General features: G+C 62.5%; 16 protein-coding genes and 1 tRNA gene. 4 read left to right on the top strand and 13 right to left on the bottom strand.

The window, feature by feature from the left end; translation table 11 throughout:
• Positions 1-2: 2 nt before the first annotated feature.
• Complete coding sequence (locus ABI213_RS21525; RefSeq protein WP_348008435.1) at positions 3-1,766, top strand: ATPase, T2SS/T4P/T4SS family; 1,764 nt, start codon at positions 3-5, stop codon at positions 1,764-1,766.
• Between the two features lie 112 nt (positions 1,767-1,878).
• On the opposite strand, the gene ABI213_RS21520 is transcribed toward ABI213_RS21525, so the two are convergent.
• Positions 1,879-2,847, bottom strand: a complete 969-nt coding sequence (locus ABI213_RS21520; RefSeq protein ID WP_348008434.1) for a helix-turn-helix domain-containing GNAT family N-acetyltransferase — start codon at positions 2,845-2,847, stop codon at positions 1,879-1,881.
• 69 nt (positions 2,848-2,916) lie between these two features.
• On the opposite strand from ABI213_RS21520, the gene ABI213_RS21515 reads away from it, so the two are divergent.
• The 3 genes from ABI213_RS21515 (at position 2,917) to ABI213_RS21505 (ending at position 5,743) form a co-directional block, all read left to right on the top strand.
• Entirely contained in the window at positions 2,917-3,819 is a 903-nt protein-coding gene (locus ABI213_RS21515) for a DMT family transporter (RefSeq protein WP_348008472.1), read from the top strand.
• A gap of 74 nt (positions 3,820-3,893) precedes the next feature.
• A complete protein-coding gene (locus tag ABI213_RS21510; protein WP_348008433.1) occupies positions 3,894-4,880 on the top strand; it encodes an alkaline phosphatase D family protein in 987 nt (328 codons plus the stop codon).
• A 68-nt stretch (positions 4,881-4,948) separates the two neighbouring features.
• Positions 4,949-5,743, top strand: a complete 795-nt coding sequence (locus ABI213_RS21505; RefSeq protein WP_348008432.1) for an SDR family oxidoreductase — start codon at positions 4,949-4,951, stop codon at positions 5,741-5,743.
• Between the two features lie 126 nt (positions 5,744-5,869).
• Here the strand turns inward: ABI213_RS21505 and ABI213_RS21500 are convergent, their stop codons facing one another.
• The 12 genes from ABI213_RS21500 to ABI213_RS21445 all read right to left on the bottom strand — a co-directional run.
• Positions 5,870-7,162 (bottom strand): tryptophan--tRNA ligase, encoded by a 1,293-nt coding sequence (locus ABI213_RS21500; RefSeq protein ID WP_348028590.1) that lies wholly within the window; start codon positions 7,160-7,162, stop codon positions 5,870-5,872.
• A 5-nt stretch (positions 7,163-7,167) separates the two neighbouring features.
• Positions 7,168-7,836 carry a site-2 protease family protein gene (locus ABI213_RS21495; RefSeq protein ID WP_348008430.1) on the bottom strand — a complete coding sequence of 223 codons (669 nt, stop codon included), beginning with the start codon at positions 7,834-7,836 and terminating at the stop codon, positions 7,168-7,170.
• A 27-nt stretch (positions 7,837-7,863) separates the two neighbouring features.
• A complete protein-coding gene (locus ABI213_RS21490; RefSeq protein ID WP_348008429.1) occupies positions 7,864-8,499 on the bottom strand; it encodes an L-threonylcarbamoyladenylate synthase in 636 nt (211 codons plus the stop codon).
• A gap of 12 nt (positions 8,500-8,511) precedes the next feature.
• The gene (locus ABI213_RS21485; RefSeq protein WP_348008471.1) at positions 8,512-9,360 is read right to left on the bottom strand and encodes a DMT family transporter; all 849 of its coding nucleotides are present in this window, start codon (positions 9,358-9,360) and stop codon (positions 8,512-8,514) included.
• 38 nt (positions 9,361-9,398) lie between these two features.
• On the bottom strand, positions 9,399-10,253 hold the full coding sequence (locus tag ABI213_RS21480) for a 3',5'-nucleoside bisphosphate phosphatase (protein ID WP_348008428.1): 855 nt from the start codon (positions 10,251-10,253) through the stop codon (positions 9,399-9,401).
• Between the two features lie 138 nt (positions 10,254-10,391).
• A complete protein-coding gene (gene rpmG, locus ABI213_RS21475) occupies positions 10,392-10,562 on the bottom strand; it encodes a 50S ribosomal protein L33 (protein ID WP_076198758.1) in 171 nt (56 codons plus the stop codon).
• A gap of 11 nt (positions 10,563-10,573) precedes the next feature.
• Positions 10,574-10,807, bottom strand: a complete 234-nt coding sequence (gene rpmB / locus ABI213_RS21470; RefSeq protein ID WP_295958977.1) for a 50S ribosomal protein L28 — start codon at positions 10,805-10,807, stop codon at positions 10,574-10,576.
• Between the two features lie 246 nt (positions 10,808-11,053).
• Positions 11,054-11,129: transfer RNA gene (locus tag ABI213_RS21465), tRNA-Thr, on the bottom strand.
• Between the two features lie 14 nt (positions 11,130-11,143).
• Positions 11,144-12,151 carry a class 1 fructose-bisphosphatase gene (locus ABI213_RS21460; protein WP_348008427.1) on the bottom strand — a complete coding sequence of 336 codons (1,008 nt, stop codon included), beginning with the start codon at positions 12,149-12,151 and terminating at the stop codon, positions 11,144-11,146.
• Between the two features lie 12 nt (positions 12,152-12,163).
• A complete protein-coding gene (pepN, locus tag ABI213_RS21455) occupies positions 12,164-14,857 on the bottom strand; it encodes an aminopeptidase N (protein WP_348028588.1) in 2,694 nt (897 codons plus the stop codon).
• Positions 14,847-15,536: an HAD family phosphatase gene (locus ABI213_RS21450; protein WP_348028587.1), complete on the bottom strand. Its 690-nt coding sequence runs from the start codon at positions 15,534-15,536 to the stop codon at positions 14,847-14,849. The genes pepN and ABI213_RS21450 overlap by 11 nt, the downstream gene beginning before the upstream one ends.
• On the bottom strand, positions 15,536-15,949 hold a 414-nt coding region (locus ABI213_RS21445; protein WP_348028585.1), incomplete at its 5' end, for a peptide chain release factor-like protein. The genes ABI213_RS21450 and ABI213_RS21445, both read right to left, overlap by 1 nt.

Genomic DNA, 15,949 nt, shown 5'->3' with positions numbered 1-15,949 from the left:
ACGTGCAAACCACCCCCTACCAAGGCCCCGTCACCTGGCGTTTGCTGGTCGGCTGGCTGGCCGAAGACGGCGTGATTGCCGCCGACGAACAGCAGCGCACCATCGCCCGCTGCGCCCAGGCCGAAAGCACCCAGCCCGCCTTGGTGCGGCTAGCCAGCGTGGCCATGCTGCGCGCCCGCGATGGCAAGCCGCTGGACATCGAGCTGCTGACCCAGTGGCTCGCCGGGCGTGCCGGGCTGCAGTACTTGCGCATCGACCCGTTGAAGGTAGAAGTGGGCAAGGTGGCCGACACCATGAGCGCCATCTACGCCGAGCGCCACAAGGTGCTGCCGGTGCAGGTCACCACCGCCGAGGTGGTGGTGGCGACCAGCGAGCCTTTCATCACCGACTGGGTGGCCGAGGTAGAGCGCCAGTCGCGCCGCACGGTGCGCCGGGTGGTGGCCAGCCCGCTGGAGATCCACAAGTTCACGGCAGAGTTCTACGCCCTGGCCAAGTCGGTCAAGGCGGTGCAAAAAGCCGGTGGCAATATCGGCGCGGGCAGCTTCGAGCAACTGGTGGAGCTGGGCAAAACCGCCAAGCAGCTGGATGCCAACGACCAGGGTGTCGTGCAGGTGGTGGACTGGCTGTGGCAGTACGCCTTTAACCAGCGCGCCAGCGACATCCATCTGGAGCCGCGCCGCGAGCAGGGCGTGATCCGCTTCCGCATCGACGGCGTGCTGCACCCGGTGTACCAGATGCCCATGACCGTGATGAACGCCATGGTGGCGCGCATCAAGCTGCTGGGCCGCATGGACGTGGTGGAAAAGCGCCGCCCGCTGGATGGCCGCATCAAAACCCGCAACCCGCGCGGTGACGAGGTGGAAATGCGCCTGTCCACGCTGCCTACGGCATTTGGCGAGAAGATGGTGATGCGGATTTTTGACCCCGACACCGCCGTGAAAGACCTGGACGCGCTGGGCTTCACGCCGCACGACGCGCAGCGTTGGGAGGCGCTGGTGAAGCGCCCGCACGGCATTATTTTGGTGACCGGCCCCACCGGTTCGGGCAAGACCACCACGCTGTATTCCACCCTGAAGCGCGTGGCCACCGAAGAGGTGAACGTCAGCACGGTGGAAGACCCGATTGAAATGATCGAGCCCAGCTTCAACCAGACCCAGGTGCAGCCGCAGCTCGACTTCGGCTTTACCGAAGGCCTGCGCGCACTGATGCGGCAAGACCCGGACATCATCATGGTGGGCGAAATCCGCGACCTGGCCACGGCCGAAATGGCCATCCAGGCGGCACTTACCGGCCACCTCGTCTTTTCTACTTTGCACACCAATGACGCGCCTTCGGCCCTGACGCGGCTGATGGAGCTGGGCGTGCCCGCTTACCTGCTCAACGCCACCGTGTTGGGCGTGCTGGCCCAGCGGCTGGTGCGCACGCTGTGCAAGTCCTGCCGCGCCCCCGACGAGGCACTGGCCCGCGACACCCTGGCCGCCGCTATCAAGCCCTGGAAGATCAACGCCGGGTACACGCCCTACAAGCCCGTGGGCTGCGAAGACTGCCGCATGACGGGCTTTCGGGGCCGCATGGGCGTGTACGAACTGCTGACGGTCAACGAGGCCTTCAAGGGCCTGGTCAACCAAAGCCCCAGCATCGACGCGCTGCGCCGCCAGGCCGTGGCCGACGGCATGCGCCCGTTGCGTCTGGCCGGTGCACTGCGCGTGGCCGAAGGCCTGACTACGCTGGACGAGGTGCTGTCCACCACGCCGCCGCTGGAGTGATTCCATTCCCATTTCAATCCGATATGTTGTTGCTTCGCCTTGCCGTGCTAGAGCACTGTCTGCGGCTTCGCGCCTAATCTCGTATTGAAATGGAAACGGAATGGGCGGGCAGTTACACGGTGGATGCGGCGTGCCGTAGCCGAACAAAGCGCTGTTCAACCACTTCTTTGCCCCATTGCGTGCCCGGCTGCTCCTGCGCCAGCACAAAACCCGCGCCTTCGTACAGGCGGCGGGCGGCATCCAGCCCCTGGAAGGTCCAGAGATGCACGGCGGCCCGCCCTTGTTGGTCGCAGAACGCCAAGGCCTCGTGCAGTAGTTGGCGGCCCACACCCGTACCCCGCAGGCTGTCGTCCACGATGAACCAGCGCAAGTGGGCGATTTGGTCGCCCAGGTCTTCGCCGTCGATGGCAATCGAGCCCACAACGCGCCCGGCCTGCACCGCGGTCCACAGCGCGTTGTGGGGTTGGTCCAGCCGGGCGGTGAATTCGGCCATGCCGGTGGCGACCTGGCTCTCAAAGAACTGGCCAAAACCGAAGTTGCGGGCGTAGTAGTGGGCATGCATTTGCGCCACCCGTCCGATCACGCCGGGCTGGTAGCCGCGTTGGATGTTGGTGGGCACCGCTGGTTTGGTTGCCTTGCCAAGACGCAGGGCTTCCAGCGCCAGGGCGTAAGCGGCCAGTCCGTCGCGCACCACGCTGTGCTGCGTTTTGGCCAAAGGCGCCAGGGCCGCGGCCACCTGCTGCTGGCCAAAGGCTTCTACCGCCGCCCAGGTGGTTTGGCCTTGCGGGGTCAGCGTGAGTGTTTTGGCGCGGCCATCGGTACTGTTGGCACTTTCTTGCACCTCTTGCGCCTCCACCAGCTTGCGCACCATGCGGCTGACACTGGATTTGTCCAGGTTCAGGATGTCTGCCAGCTGGGCCGCGGTTAGCGACTGCTGTCTGCCGATTTCCAGAATCGCGTGGACCGCCGACGGTGGGTAGTCCGTGGCCGCCAGAGTCGATTGCATAAAGCCCAGTTCACGCACCATCTTGCGCGAGGCGCTGCGCACCGAATCGATCAGGCTAAGGTCCATAGCAGGCATGTGGATGGTGTTTAAAAAGTTGCATCATACAACTAGTTGGCTTAAATATAAAATAGGCCTCCAGCGCTTATTCCATCTGCACCAGTGGCTACAAAAAACATAGCGTCCGGCCTTCTGTTGGCCCTCTTCGGCTCTATCGCCTTCAGCGGCAAAGCCATCATCGTCAAGCTCGCTTACCGCTACGGGGTGGATGCCGTCACGCTCATCATGTACCGCATGCTGTTTGCGCTGCCCATTTTTGCGGTGATGGCCTGGTGGTCCAGCCGCGGCAAACCGCCGTTGACGCGCCGGGACTGGTGGGGCGTGCTGGGCCTGGGCTTTACCGGCTACTACCTGGCCAGCTTTCTGGACTTTGCCGGCCTGGGCTATATCAGCGCCTCGCTGGAGCGGCTCATCCTGTACCTGAACCCCACCATCGTCGTCGCCATGGGCTGGGTGCTGTACCGCAAACCCATCACCCGCATCCAGGCCCTGGGCATGGCCGTGTGCTACTGCGGCGTGGTGCTGGTGTTTGGGCACGAGATCAACCTCCAGGGCGCCAACGCAGGCCTGGGTGCCTTGCTGGTGTTTGGCAGTGCCATCAGCTACGCCATCTACCTGGTCTATAGCGGGCAGATGGTGCAGCGCCTGGGCTCCCTCCGGCTGGTGGGCCTGGCGACCACCGTGGCCTGTTTGTTGTGCTTGCTGCAGTTTGTGGTGCTACGGCCTATGTCGGCAGCCAGCGTGGCACCGGAGGTGATTTGGTTGTCGGTACTGAACGCCACCGCCTGCACCGCCGCCCCGGTGCTGATGGTGATGATGGCCATCGAACGCCTGGGTGCCGGTCTGGCCGCGCAGGTGGGCATGGTGGGCCCGCTGTCCACCATTTTGATGGGGGTGGTGATTCTGGGCGAGCCCTTTACCGGCTGGGTGGCGGCGGGCACGGTGCTGGTGGTAACCGGGATTTATGTGTTTACCCGCAGCGGACGTTAGCCATCCCTAGTTTGGGGGATGCGGGACGGGTCGGGCCGGAATAACGTGGCGCACCCCACCACCGGAGCCCCACCATGCGTATCGCGTTTACCTCTTGCAGCAACACCCAGCTCGTACCCCACCAGCAGGTGTGGGCCGACATCTTGAGCCACCAGCCCCAGCATGTGGTGCTGCTGGGCGACAACATCTACAACGACGTGCCGGACACCGGCATTTCCCAGTTGCAGGAGATGACCACCCTGGACTTTGCGGTGCACATGTGGAACCGCTACCGCCAACAACTGGCCGAACCCCACTTCCAGGCCTTGGTGCAGGCCGATGGCGTACAGCTGCATGCGATCTGGGACGACCATGACTTTGCCTGGAACAATGCCCAGGGCGGGCATTTGCTGGCGCAGCCGGACCAGCGCGAAAAGGTCTACACCAGCACCAGTTGCATGCAGGCCTTCCGCCAGGCTTTGACCAGCAAGAACCCCCATAATTTCCCGCAGGTCTACAACGATGCCGCTTTGTGGGCCAATTCGCCTCCCAATGCGTTCCATCCGCTGGGTGCGCATTCGTTGATGCTGGAGGCGGACAACCGCTGCTGGTTGCACCTGACCGATGGGCGCACCTGGCGCAAGCAACCCGATTTGCTGGGCGCTGCGCAGCGCCAATATCTGGGCGGTGTGTTTGGGCAAGCCCCAGATGCCTTGCACATTATTGCCAGCGGCAGCACGTTTGGCGGATCAGAAGGTTGGACCCAATTTGCGAACGACCTGCATTGGCTGGATAGCCAACTGGGTTCTCGCAACGGCCTGATGCTCAGCGGCGACATCCATAAAAACCAGTGTGAGACACATGGGCTGACCTTTGGGCGCTTGCTGGAGGCCACCGCCTCCGGTGCTGCTTTGGACAAGAACCTGAACCCGGTTTTTCCTGGAAAGCCTCTGTGTAATTTTGGACTGCTGGAGGTGGAGTCGGACCACATCCACTTGGATTTCTATGCATTCAACACCGTGCAGCCGGATTTGAGCCGTCGCTATGCGCGCACGGTGGGCGGGGGACTGATCGGCGTGTGAGTGGTAGCGAGCTTCCATCCCTATGATGCGAACTTTGGGCCATGTGGGCCCGACGCAAAGGAAACACGATGGATTTGGGAATCGCGGGCCGCTGGGCCTTGGTGTGCGGGGCCAGCAAAGGCCTGGGGCTGGCTTGCGCGCAGGCGCTGGTGGCCGAGGGGGTGAACGTGCTGATCGTGGCGCGGGGGGCGGAAGTACTGGAGACCGCTGCTACGCAATTAATAGCTGCTAGCACAGGTACTCATTGCGCTAGCGTGCTATTTTGTGCTGTAGATATCACCACGCCAGAAGGCCGGGCTGCCGTGTTCGCCATCCGCGCGGACTTCGACATTGTGGTCACCAACGCAGGCGGCCCGCCCACCGGCGACTTCCGCGACTGGGACCGTGCGGCCTGGATCAAGGCGGTCGATGCCAATATGCTGACCCCCATCGAACTCATCAAGGCCACGGTGGATGGCATGGCGGCGCGCGGTTTCGGGCGCATCGTCAACATCACCAGCAGCGCGGTGAAGTCGCCCATCGACGTGCTGGGCCTGAGCAACGGCGCGCGCAGTGGCCTGACGGGTTTTGTGGCCGGTGTGGCGCGTAGCCCGCTGGCCGGGCAGGGCGTGACCATCAACAACCTGCTGCCGGGTTCGTTTGATACCGACCGGTTGCGCGGCAACATGCAAGGTGCAGCCGCCAAAACCGGCCAAAGCGTGGAAGCTCTGGCCGACGCGCGCCGCAGGATGATTCCGGCCCAGCGCTTTGGTACGTCAGAGGAGTTTGGCGCGATTTGCGCCTTTTTGTGCAGCACGCATGCGGGCTACATCACTGGCCAAAACGTGCTGGCCGATGGCGGGGCTTTTCCAGGTACTTTTTAATCTGACCACATAGTTGTCAGATTTGAGGCCTTTTTTTGACCCTGTAAACGGCAGTCTGCGCAGATAGAAACTGCGCAGGAAGCTCCTATTTTTGATGTCAAAAATAGGAGCGTGGGTTTGCGGTGTTTACGCCGCGTTGCGCAACGCGTCCAAGGCCTCAGCCACCTCGTCTGGGCTAACGCCGTCGGCGGGCTGCAAGTGGCCCAGGGCGGCAAGGCCCTCGGCTTGCAACTGGCGGATGGCCGTGCCCGCATCCTTGGGGGCATCAAATCCACCGCTGAGCAAGAGCAAGCGGCCTTGGGCATCGACCAGCTTGAAATGGAACCTGCCATCGGCCTCGCGGTACTGCTTGAAGCTGGGGAGTGCCGCTTTCGCCACCTTGGCCGATTTTTGCGTGGCCTGGGCGTTCAGGTCGCGCAGGCCGACGGCGTGGCGCAGTTGGGCGATGAACGGGGTGGCGGTCTGGCGGGCTTTGAGGGCTCCGGCGCGCAGGATGGATTCCACCTCGCCGGGGTTGTCCATGTAGCGCTGGTAGGCCTCGCGCATGGGGGCGACTTCGCGGTCGATGCGTTCAAACAGGGTTTGCTTGGCATCGCCCCAGGCAATGCCGTCGGCGTAGGCCTGGCGCAGCTGGGCGGTTTCCGCTTCGCTGGCAAAGGCCTGGTAGATCTGGAACAGGGCCGAGCCCTCGGTGTCCTTGGGCTCACCGGGGGCGCGCGAGTCGGTAACGATGCCTGCAATCAGCTTGCGCAGTTCGGCCCGCGGGGCAAACAGCGGGATCGTGTTGTCGTAGCTCTTGCTCATCTTGCGGCCGTCCAGGCCGGGCAGGGTGGCCACGGACTCTTCGATCAGCGCCTCGGGCAGCACAAAGTGCTCGCCGTAGCTGTGGTTGAAGCGCTGGGCGATGTCGCGCGCCATCTCGATGTGCTGGATCTGGTCGCGGCCCACGGGTACTTTGTGGGCGTTGAACAGCACGATGTCGGCGGCCATCAGTACCGGGTACATGAACAGGCCGGCGCTGATGTCGGCATCCGGGTCGGCCTGGGCGGCGGTGTTTTTGTCCACCGAGGCCTTGTAGGCGTGGGCGCGGTTGAGCATGCCCTTGGCGCTCATGCAGGTCAGCAGCCAGGTGAGTTCGGGGATTTCGGGGATGTCGGACTGGCGGTAGAAGGCCACGCGGTTCGGGTCCAGCCCGGCGGCCAGCCAGCTGGCGGCAATCTCCAGCGTGCTGCGCTGGATGCGCGCCGGGTCGTCGATCTTGATCAGCGCGTGGTAGTCGGCCAGGAAGTAGAAGCTCTCGACACCGGGGGCCAGGCTGGCGCGCACGGATGGGCGGATGGAGCCCACGTAGTTGCCCAGGTGCGGCGTGCCCGAGGTGGTGATACCAGTAAGAACGCGCAAGACGGGGGAGGAGGTCATAGCAATTAGCGGATCAAAAAGTTCAACGGGCTCAGCAAGATATTCAGCAGACCAAAGGTAAGCCCCATCACCGGCTGCATCCACAGGCTGCTGATGACACCTGCAATCACCAGGCCCATCACGATGAAAAAGCCCCAGGGCTCAATGCGCGACACCAGGGCCGCCTGGCGGTAGGGCAGCAGCCCGACCAAAATGCGGCCACCGTCCAGCGGCGGCAGGGGGAACAGGTTGAAGGCAAACATCACCACGTTGACCAGCATGCCGGCCCGGCACATCTTCAGGAAAAACGGTTCGGTGATACCACTGCCTACCAGCAGGTACATCAGCACACCCCACAAAAAGGCCTGGACCAGGTTGGCACCTGGGCCTGCTAAAGCCACCCACACCATGTCGCGCTTGGGGTTGCGCAGCTTGCCAAAATTGACCGGTACCGGTTTGGCATAGCCAAACAAGAAGGTGCCCGAGGTGGCGAAGTACAGCATCAGCGGCATCAGGATCGTGCCGACCGGGTCGATGTGCTTCATCGGATTGAGCGTGATGCGGCCTAGCCGAAACGCCGTGGAATCGCCCAAACGGTAGGCCGCATAGCCGTGCGCGGCTTCATGGACGGTAATGGCGAAGAGTACCGGCAGTGCATAGACCAGGACGGTCTGGATCAGGTTTTGGATATCCACGGAATAAAGGTCTCAGGGTGTGAAAAGTTACAAACCTATCGCGGCCAGGTCGCCCCGGCCCTGGCGTACCAGCACCGGGTCGCCGCCATTGCCCATCTCGGTCAGGTCGATCACGGTGGTGGGTTCCAGGGGGCAGGCCCCGGCATCCAGCACGGCGGCAATCTGGTGCTCGAACAGGTCGCGGATGGCCTCCGCGTCGTTCAGCGGCTCGGTCTCGCCTGGCGGGATCAGCGTGGTGGCCAGCAGCGGGCCGCCGTGCAGTTCCAGCAAGGCTTGCAGGGTTTTGTGGTCTGGCACGCGCAGGCCGATGGTCTTGCGCGACGGATGGCTCAGGCGGCGCGGCACTTCTTTGCTCGCCTCCAAGATGAAGGTGTAGGGGCCGGGCGTGGCGGCTTTGAGCAAGCGGTACTGCTTGTTGTCCACCCGCGCGTAATTGGCCAGTTCGCTCAGGTCACGGCACAGCAGGGTCAGGTGGTGCTTGTCGTCCACACCCCGGGTGCGGCGCAGCATGTCGGCGGCGGCCTTGTCGTCCAGGTGGCACACCAGCGCGTAGCTGGAATCGGTAGGCACCGCCACCAGCTTGCCCTGGCCCAGCAAGGCCACGGTTTGTTTGAGCAGGCGGATCTGCGGGTTGTCGGGGTGGATTTCGAAGTGCTGGGCCATAGGATTTTGATTTTAAGATTCGGCGGGTTGTACGGTAATGCGGCTTTCCCGCACGGTCAGCCAGGCTCCGGCAGCGCCGCAAATGGCCACCAGGATGATGCCCAGTGTGGCCCACAGGTCGGGTACGTGGTCGAACACCAGCCAGCCGCCTAGCATGGCAAAGCCAATTTGGCCGTACAAAAACGGCATCAAGGTGGCCGCCGGGGTGCGGGCGTAGGCCAGGATCAGCAGCAAATGGCCGACGCTGGCCATCACGCCCATCACCACCATGCCCAGCCAGTAGTGCCAGTCGTGGATGGTTTCCCAGACGAAAGGCAGGGCCGCCGAGGCCACCACGGTGCCCACCCAACCGGTGTAGAAATGCATGGTCAACGGGTCTTCGGTGCGGGCAAGTTTGCTGGTGAGCACCTGGAACCAGGCGTTGCAAACCACCACTGCCAACGGCAGTAGCATGGCCCAGGTAAAGGTGTCGCCGCCGGGCCGGATGATGACCAGCGTGCCGATAAAGCCGCCCGCCACCAGCAGCCAGCGCAGGTTGGATACGCGTTCGCCCATGACCGCAGCCACCAGGGTGATGGCCAGCGGCGTGATCATCACAATCGCGGTGAATTCCCCTACCGGCATGAACTTGAGGCTGAAGAATGCAAACAGGCTGGTCAACAGCAGCAGCACGCCCCGCAAGCACTGGAATTTGGGGTGCGCGGTGCGCAGCAAAGCGCGCCCGCGCAACGGCAACATGGTGGCGGTGGTGACCACGGCCTGGAACGCGTAGCGAAACCACAGTGCCATCAGCAAAGGCACGCCGATGGTGGTCCATTTGGTGGTGGTGTCCAGCACGGCAAAGCAGGCCACCGCCACCATCACCAGCGCAATGCCGGCGACTGCCGAGCCGGGGCGGTTCACTGGATGCGGTCCGCCAGCAGCTCCCACACGGGGGTGAGGTCTTTCGGCAGGTAGGGCAGGGTGCCCAGGTCGGTGTGGCTCTCCAGCGGGCTGTGGAAGTCGCTGCCGCGCGAGGCGGCCAGGTCAAATTCACGGGCCACGTCGGCATATTCGGTGTATTCGGCCACCGTGTGGCTGCCGGTGATAACTTCCACGCCGCGTCCGCCGTGGGCCTTGAATTCGCTGAACAGGGCGTATTCTTCGTTGGCGGTAAATTTATAGCGGCCGGGATGCGCGATCACAGCGACGCCGCCGGTTTGGGCGATCCAGCCCACGGCATCCTTGAGCGCGGCCCAGCGGTGCGGTACGTAGCCGGGCTTGCCTTCGGTCAGGTACTTGCGAAACACCTCGTAGGTGTCGGTGCAGGCACCGGATTCGACTAGAAAGCGGGCGAAATGGGTGCGCGAAATCAGTTTTGGATTGCCTACAAATTTGAGCGCGCCTTCGTAGGCATTTGGAATGCCCGCCGCCGCCAGGCCGGCCGCCATTTCCATGGCGCGGGGCCCCCGACCACCGCGGGTGGCTTCCAGGCCATGCTGCATCAGCGGACTGTTGGCGTCAAAACCTAGGCCGACGATGTGCACGGTTTCACCGGCAAACGTCACCGAAATCTCTACCCCGGTCAGGTATTGCATGCCGTGCGCTTTGGCGGCTGCGGCGGCGCGCTGCTGCCCACCTACCTCGTCGTGGTCGGTCAAGGCCCACAGCTCTACGCCATTGGCGCTGGCGCGGGCCGCCAGTAGCTCGGGGGTGAGGGTGCCGTCGGATACAACCGAATGGCAGTGGAGGTCGGCGTTGAGTATGGAGGTCACTGGGCGATTTTAGGCGGTATGGGTTTTCCCTGCCCCTGGGCGGCTATTGAATCAGCCATGGGGTAGACCATAAAAAAACCCGCTGGATAACTTGCGTATCGAGCGGGTTTTTTTGCTGGGGTCAAAGACCAGTCTGAATTATTTCAGCTTGATTTCTTTGTAGTCCACATGCTTGCGAGCTTTGGGATCAAACTTGCTGATCAACATTTTCTCGGGCATGGTTTTCTTGTTCTTGGTCGTGGTGTAGAAGTGACCAGTTCCCGCTGTAGATTCCAGCTTGATTTTTTCGCGTCCGCCTTTGGTTGCCATGATTCAGCTCCTTATGCTTGGCCACGTGCGCGCAAATCGGCGAGCACAGAGTCGATACCGTTTTTGTCGATCAAACGCAGACCGGCGTTGGAAATGCGCAAGCGGATCCAACGGTTTTCTGTTTCGACCCAGAAGCGGCGGTATTGCAGGTTCGGCAGAAACCGACGTTTGGTTTTATTGTTGGCGTGGGAGACATTGTTCCCCGTCATCGGGCCTTTGCCCGTTACTTCGCATACGCGTGCCATGAGGACACTCCAATCAGAGCCGGGGCAGCAGATAAGCCACCCAGGCCAATTAACGGCAGATGCCGCACCTCGCCATCCCTAAAGGTGGCGGTAAAAGTAATTTACCAAGCTCTGCCAGCCCTTGGAAGAGCCCGCAAAATTCAGTAAAGCCTATGATTATAACCTTGTCAAAGAAATGCGTTCTTGACTGGCCTGCTAGGCATGAAAAAGCCCGCTACTTTTGACAGTAGCGGGCTTTTCAATATGTGGTGCCGGAGAGATGAATCGAACACCCGACCTTCTCATTACGAATGAGCTGCTCTACCAACTGAGCTACACCGGCACATAAGCCTTCAATTATAGCTTGTCGAAATAGGTGGCTGCCTGGGCGACTTCATTTTTTGATCCCAGCACCACGCTCACGCGCTCGTGGAGCTTTTGCGGCACGATGTCGAGGATGCGCTGGGTGCCGGTGCTGGCGGCACCGCCGGCCTGCTCCACCAGCCAGCCCATGGGGTTGGCTTCGTACATCAGGCGAAGCTTGCCGGGCTTGCCGGGTTCGCGCTTGTCCCAGGGGTAGAGGAAGATGCCGCCGCGCGTGAGGATGCGGTGCACGTCGGTGACCATGCTGGCGATCCAGCGCATGTTGAAGTCTTTGCCGCGTGGGCCTTCCGTACCTAGCAGGCAGTCGTCGATGTAGCGCTTTACCGGGGTGTCCCAGTGGCGCATATTGCTCATGTTGATGGCAAATTCTTGCGTTTCGGGCGGGATCTGGACGTTTTCTTGCGTCAGGAAAAACGAGCCTTGTTCGCGGTCCAGGGTGAACATGGCGACACCGTTGCCCACGGTCAGCACCAGCGTGGTTTGTGGGCCGTAGAGGCAGTAGCCCGCAGCCACTTGGTTTTTGCCGGGCTGAAAGAAGTCTTGCTCGACCACGGCGGCATCGCCCTTGGGCTTTTTCAGCACGCTGAAGATGGTGCCGATGCTGACGTTCACATCGATGTTGCTGGAGCCGTCCAGGGGGTCGAACAGCAGCAGGTATTCGCCCTGCGGGTAGCCGTTGGGCACGGCGTAGATTTCTTCCATTTCTTCCGAAGCCATGGCGGCCAAGTGGCCGCCCCATTCGTTGGCTTCGATCAGTACTTCGTTGGCGATGATGTCCAGCTTCTTCTGGATTTCGCCCTGCACGTTTTCCGATTCGGCCGAACCCAGTACACCGCCGAGCGCGCCTTTGTTGACGGCGTGGCTGATGCCTTTGCAGGCACGGGCCACAACTTCGATCAGCAGGCGCAGCTGCGACGGGATCAGGCCGTCTACGCGTTGTTGTTCGACCAGGTAGCGGGTGAGTGAGATGTTTTGCGACATGGGATTCCTTGTTTAGTCGGCCAGCGCGCGGGAAACCACTTCGCGCACGTCATTGCTGAGGTCGGTCTTGGCAGCCACGCGGCCCAGCGCTTCGCGGGCGGCGGTGCGGTAGGGTTCGGCCAGGTTTTTCCAGCGGTCCAGGGCGCGTGCCAGGCGGGCGGCGACCTGCGGGTTGATGCCGTCCAGCTCAATCACGCGTTCGCTCCAGAACACGTAGCCCGCCGCATCACGGCGGTGGAAGGCACCCGGGTTGGCGCTGCAGTAGCTGAACACCACGCTGCGGGCGCGGTTGGGGTTGCGCAGGCTGAAGTCGGGGTGCTTGAGCAACTGGCGCACGGCGGGCAGGATGTCGCCGTTGCGGTCGGTGGCACCGGCTTGCAGGGCAAACCATTTGTCCAGTACCAGCGGCTCGTCTTTGAACAAAGCGTGGAAGCGGGGCAGAGCCTGTGCCGCCAGCGGATGGCCGCTGGAGACCAAGGCGCTGAGCGCGTTGAAGCGGTCGGTCATGTTGCCTGCGTCTTTGAAGCGCTGCAACGATTTGCCAGGCCACACCGTATCGCCGCTGGCTTGCGCGGCCAGGCACAGCTGGCTCAGGGCCATGCCGGTCAGGGCACGGCGGCCACTGGACAGCGGGTCGGGCGAATAGGCGCCGGTATCGCTGTAGGTGGCGTAAACCCAGGCCCAGTCGTCTGCCAGCGCTTGTGCGAGCTGGCTGCGCATGGCTTCGCGCACGGCGTGGATACGCTGTGGATCGACCACGTCCAGCTGTTCGGCCAGATAGGTTTCCGACGGCAGGGTCAGCACCAGTTCTTTGAAAGCTGCGTCCAGATCGGGGTGGCGCAAAACGCTGCGCATGGCCTCAATATAAGCATCATTCAGGGGGTTGGCGCCCGTGGTATCTGTGCTTCCAGCTATTAATGTGATAGCAGATCGCACGGCCAGGCGTTGCCCGGCTTCCCAGCGGTTGAAGGCATCGGTGTCATGGGCCAGCAGGGCCAGCAGCTGCGCGTCGGTGTAGTCGAACGCCAGCACTACCGGGGCCGAAAAGCCGCGCAGGATGCTGGGCACGGGCTCGGCATCCAGGTTGACGAAGGTCAGCGTTTCCTCGGCTTCGGACATCACGAAGGTGTAGGGCGCGGTGAGCGTGGAACCGTCGGCACTGTGCAGGGCTAATTCGGTGCCGTCTTGCGCCAGCAGGCCCAGGCCGATTGGGATGACGAACGGCTCCTTGGCGGCCTGGCCCAGCGTGGGTGCGCAGCTTTGGGCCAGCGTGAGCGTGTAGCTGCGCGAGGCTGCGTCGTACACGCCAGAGGCCTGCACGCGCGGCGTACCGGCCTGGCTGTACCAGCGCTTGAACTGCGGCAGCAGGCGGGCCAGGTCAGATTGCGGGTTGGCATCGGCAATCGCCTGGGCAAAATCGTCGCAGGTCACGGCCTGGCCGTCGAAGCGCTCGAAGTACAGCGTCATGCCCTTGGCAAAGCCGTCTCTTCCGACCAGGGTTTGCATCATGCGCACCACTTCCGCCCCTTTTTCGTAGATGGTGACGGTGTAGAAATTATTGATTTCGATGTAGCTGTCGGGCCGCACCGGGTGCGCCATGGGCCCGGCATCTTCGGGGAACTGGGCGGTGCGCAGCACGCGCACGTCTTCGATGCGCTTGACGGCCCTGGCCGAAGGGTCGCGACACAGGTCCAGGCTGAACTCCTGGTCACGGAAGACGGTCAGGCCCTCTTTCAGGCTCAGCTGGAACCAGTCGCGGCAGGTGACGCGGTTGCCGCTCCAGTTGTGGAAGTACTCGTGGCCCACCACCGACTCGATGTTCGCGTAATCCGTGTCCGTGGCGGTGGCTTGGTTGGCCAGCACGTACTTGGTGTTGAAGATGTTCAGGCCCTTGTTTTCCATCGCGCCCATGTTGAAGTCGCTGGTGGCGACGATCATGAAGCGTTCCAGGTCCAGCGGCAGTTGGAAGCGGGCTTCGTCCCAGGCAATGGAGGCCATCAGCGAATGCATGGCGTGCTCGGTCTTGTCCAGGTCACCTGGGCGCACAAACACCTGCAGTAGATGGTCTTTGCCGTTGCGCGCGGTGATGCGCTGCTCTCGGCTGACCAGTTGGCCGGCCACCAGCGCAAACAGGTAGCAGGGCTTGCGGAACGGGTCTTCCCACTTGGCGAAATGGCGGCCATCTTCTAGCGGGCCGTGGTCTACCAGGTTGCCGTTGCTCAGCAGCACCGGGTACTTGGCCTGGTCGGCGCGCAGCAGCACGGTGTAGGTGGCCATCACGTCCGGGCGGTCCAGGAAGTAGGTGATGCGGCGAAAGCCCTCAGCCTCGCACTGGGTGAAGAAGGTGTCGTTGCTGACGAACAAGCCCATCAGCTTGGTGTTCTTGATGGGCGCGCAGGTGGTGAAAATTTCTAGGTCAAACGCACCGTTTTCGGCGCTGGGCAGGTTCTCCAGCACCAGCTGGCTGCCTTCGATCTTGAAAGAGGCGCCCTGGCCGTTGACCAGCACGCGCGCCAGGTTCAGCTCTTCGCCGTCCAGGCGTAGCGCTTGGGGCGCCACGTCGGGGTTGCGGCGCATGCGCATTTTGTTGAGCACGCGGGTCTTGGCCGGGTCCAGGTCAAAGCACAGCTCCACCGTGTCGATCCAGAAAGCAGGCGCGGTGTAGTCGGCCCGGTGGATGGCTGTCGCCTGTCCTTCACGGTACATGGAGGGTCTCCAAAAAATTCGATTGCAAAAGTTCTTCGTAATTGTGCACAGTGGCGATGACGTGCGGCCCGGCCAGCTCTTCGGGCGTGTTGCTGGTGCAGATGGCCACGGCCCGCATCCCGGCCCGGCGTGCAGCTTCTATGCCAAAGGGCGCATCTTCAAACACGATACAGTGCTCTGGCGCAATACCCACGCGTTGTGCTGCTGCTAAAAAGATAGCGGGCGTAGGCTTGCCGCTCAGGCCCTCGTCGCCGCGTGCAATCGCATCGGGCGGCGGGTTCATCTGCAAATGGCCTAGCGCGAATTCCACATTGTGGATATCGCCCGCCGTGCCCACGGCCACTTTCAGGCCCCGTGCCCGGGTGGCGGCATAGAAGGCGGTGAAGCCTTTGACCTCTTGGAAGATCGGCCCAAAGATGTCGCGGTACAGCTGCTCTTTCTCGTGCACCAACGCCCAGGCGTGGGCTTCGTCCATATCGGGTTGGTCGAGGATCAGGCGTACGCATTCCAGGCCGGTACGGCCCGTGGTGCGGCGCATCAGCTCGTCGATGTCCATGCTGACACCGTGCTTCTGGGCAAAGTCCAGCCAGGTGGAAGTGTGGTGCGGCATGGAGTCGATCATGGTGCCGTCCATGTCGAAGAGGATGGCTTTGGTGGGCTGCGAGAGAAGAGCTTGCATTACACGCCTTGCTTCAATGATGCTTCGATGAAGATGTCCAAATCTCCATCCAGCACCTTCTGCGTTGCCGAGACTTCGACGTTGGTACGCAAGTCCTTAATACGGCTGTTGTCCAGCACGTAGCTGCGGATCTGGTGGCCCCAGCCCACGTCGGTTTTGGTGTCTTCCAGCTTTTGCTGGGCTTCTTGTTGTTTGCGCAGCTCGAAGTCGTAAAGGCGGCTGCGCAGGCGTTTCCAGGCCACGTCGCGGTTGCTGTGCTGGCTACGGCCGTCCTGGCACTGCACCACGATGCCGGTGGGCAAGTGGGTCAGGCGCACGGCGGAGTCGGTCTTGTTGATGTGCTGGCCGCCTGCGCCGCTGGCGCGGAAGGTGTCGGTGCGCACGTCGCTGGGGTTGATGTCGATCTCGATCGA

The sequence above is a fragment of the Rhodoferax sp. genome (assembly GCF_039922535.1).
Classification (GTDB): Bacteria; Pseudomonadota; Gammaproteobacteria; order Burkholderiales; family Burkholderiaceae_C; genus Rhodoferax_B.
Note: the sequence above shows the minus strand (reverse complement) of the source record. Positions and strands in the feature narration are given on the sequence as shown.

What these genes read in the sequence shown, in the direction of transcription:
- ABI213_RS21490 (WP_348008429.1), bottom strand. Translation starts at nt 8,499, where the DNA reads ATGGCCCAGCACTTCGAAATCCACCCCGACAACCCGCAGATCCGCCTG.
- rpmG (WP_076198758.1), bottom strand. Translation starts at nt 10,562, where the DNA reads ATGGCAACCAAAGGCGGACGCGAAAAAATCAAGCTGGAATCTACAGCG.
- pepN (WP_348028588.1), bottom strand. Translation starts at nt 14,857, where the DNA reads ATGTACCGTGAAGGACAGGCGACAGCCATCCACCGGGCCGACTACACC.
- rpmB (WP_295958977.1), bottom strand. Translation starts at nt 10,807, where the DNA reads ATGGCACGCGTATGCGAAGTAACGGGCAAAGGCCCGATGACGGGGAAC.
- ABI213_RS21460 (WP_348008427.1), bottom strand. Translation starts at nt 12,151, where the DNA reads ATGTCGCAAAACATCTCACTCACCCGCTACCTGGTCGAACAACAACGC.
- ABI213_RS21500 (WP_348028590.1), bottom strand. Translation starts at nt 7,162, where the DNA reads ATGACCTCCTCCCCCGTCTTGCGCGTTCTTACTGGTATCACCACCTCG.
- ABI213_RS21485 (WP_348008471.1), bottom strand. Translation starts at nt 9,360, where the DNA reads ATGGTGGCGGTGGCCTGCTTTGCCGTGCTGGACACCACCACCAAATGG.
- ABI213_RS21510 (WP_348008433.1), top strand. Translation starts at nt 3,894, where the DNA reads ATGCGTATCGCGTTTACCTCTTGCAGCAACACCCAGCTCGTACCCCAC.
- ABI213_RS21505 (WP_348008432.1), top strand. Translation starts at nt 4,949, where the DNA reads ATGGATTTGGGAATCGCGGGCCGCTGGGCCTTGGTGTGCGGGGCCAGC.
- ABI213_RS21520 (WP_348008434.1), bottom strand. Translation starts at nt 2,847, where the DNA reads ATGCCTGCTATGGACCTTAGCCTGATCGATTCGGTGCGCAGCGCCTCG.
- ABI213_RS21450 (WP_348028587.1), bottom strand. Translation starts at nt 15,536, where the DNA reads ATGCAAGCTCTTCTCTCGCAGCCCACCAAAGCCATCCTCTTCGACATG.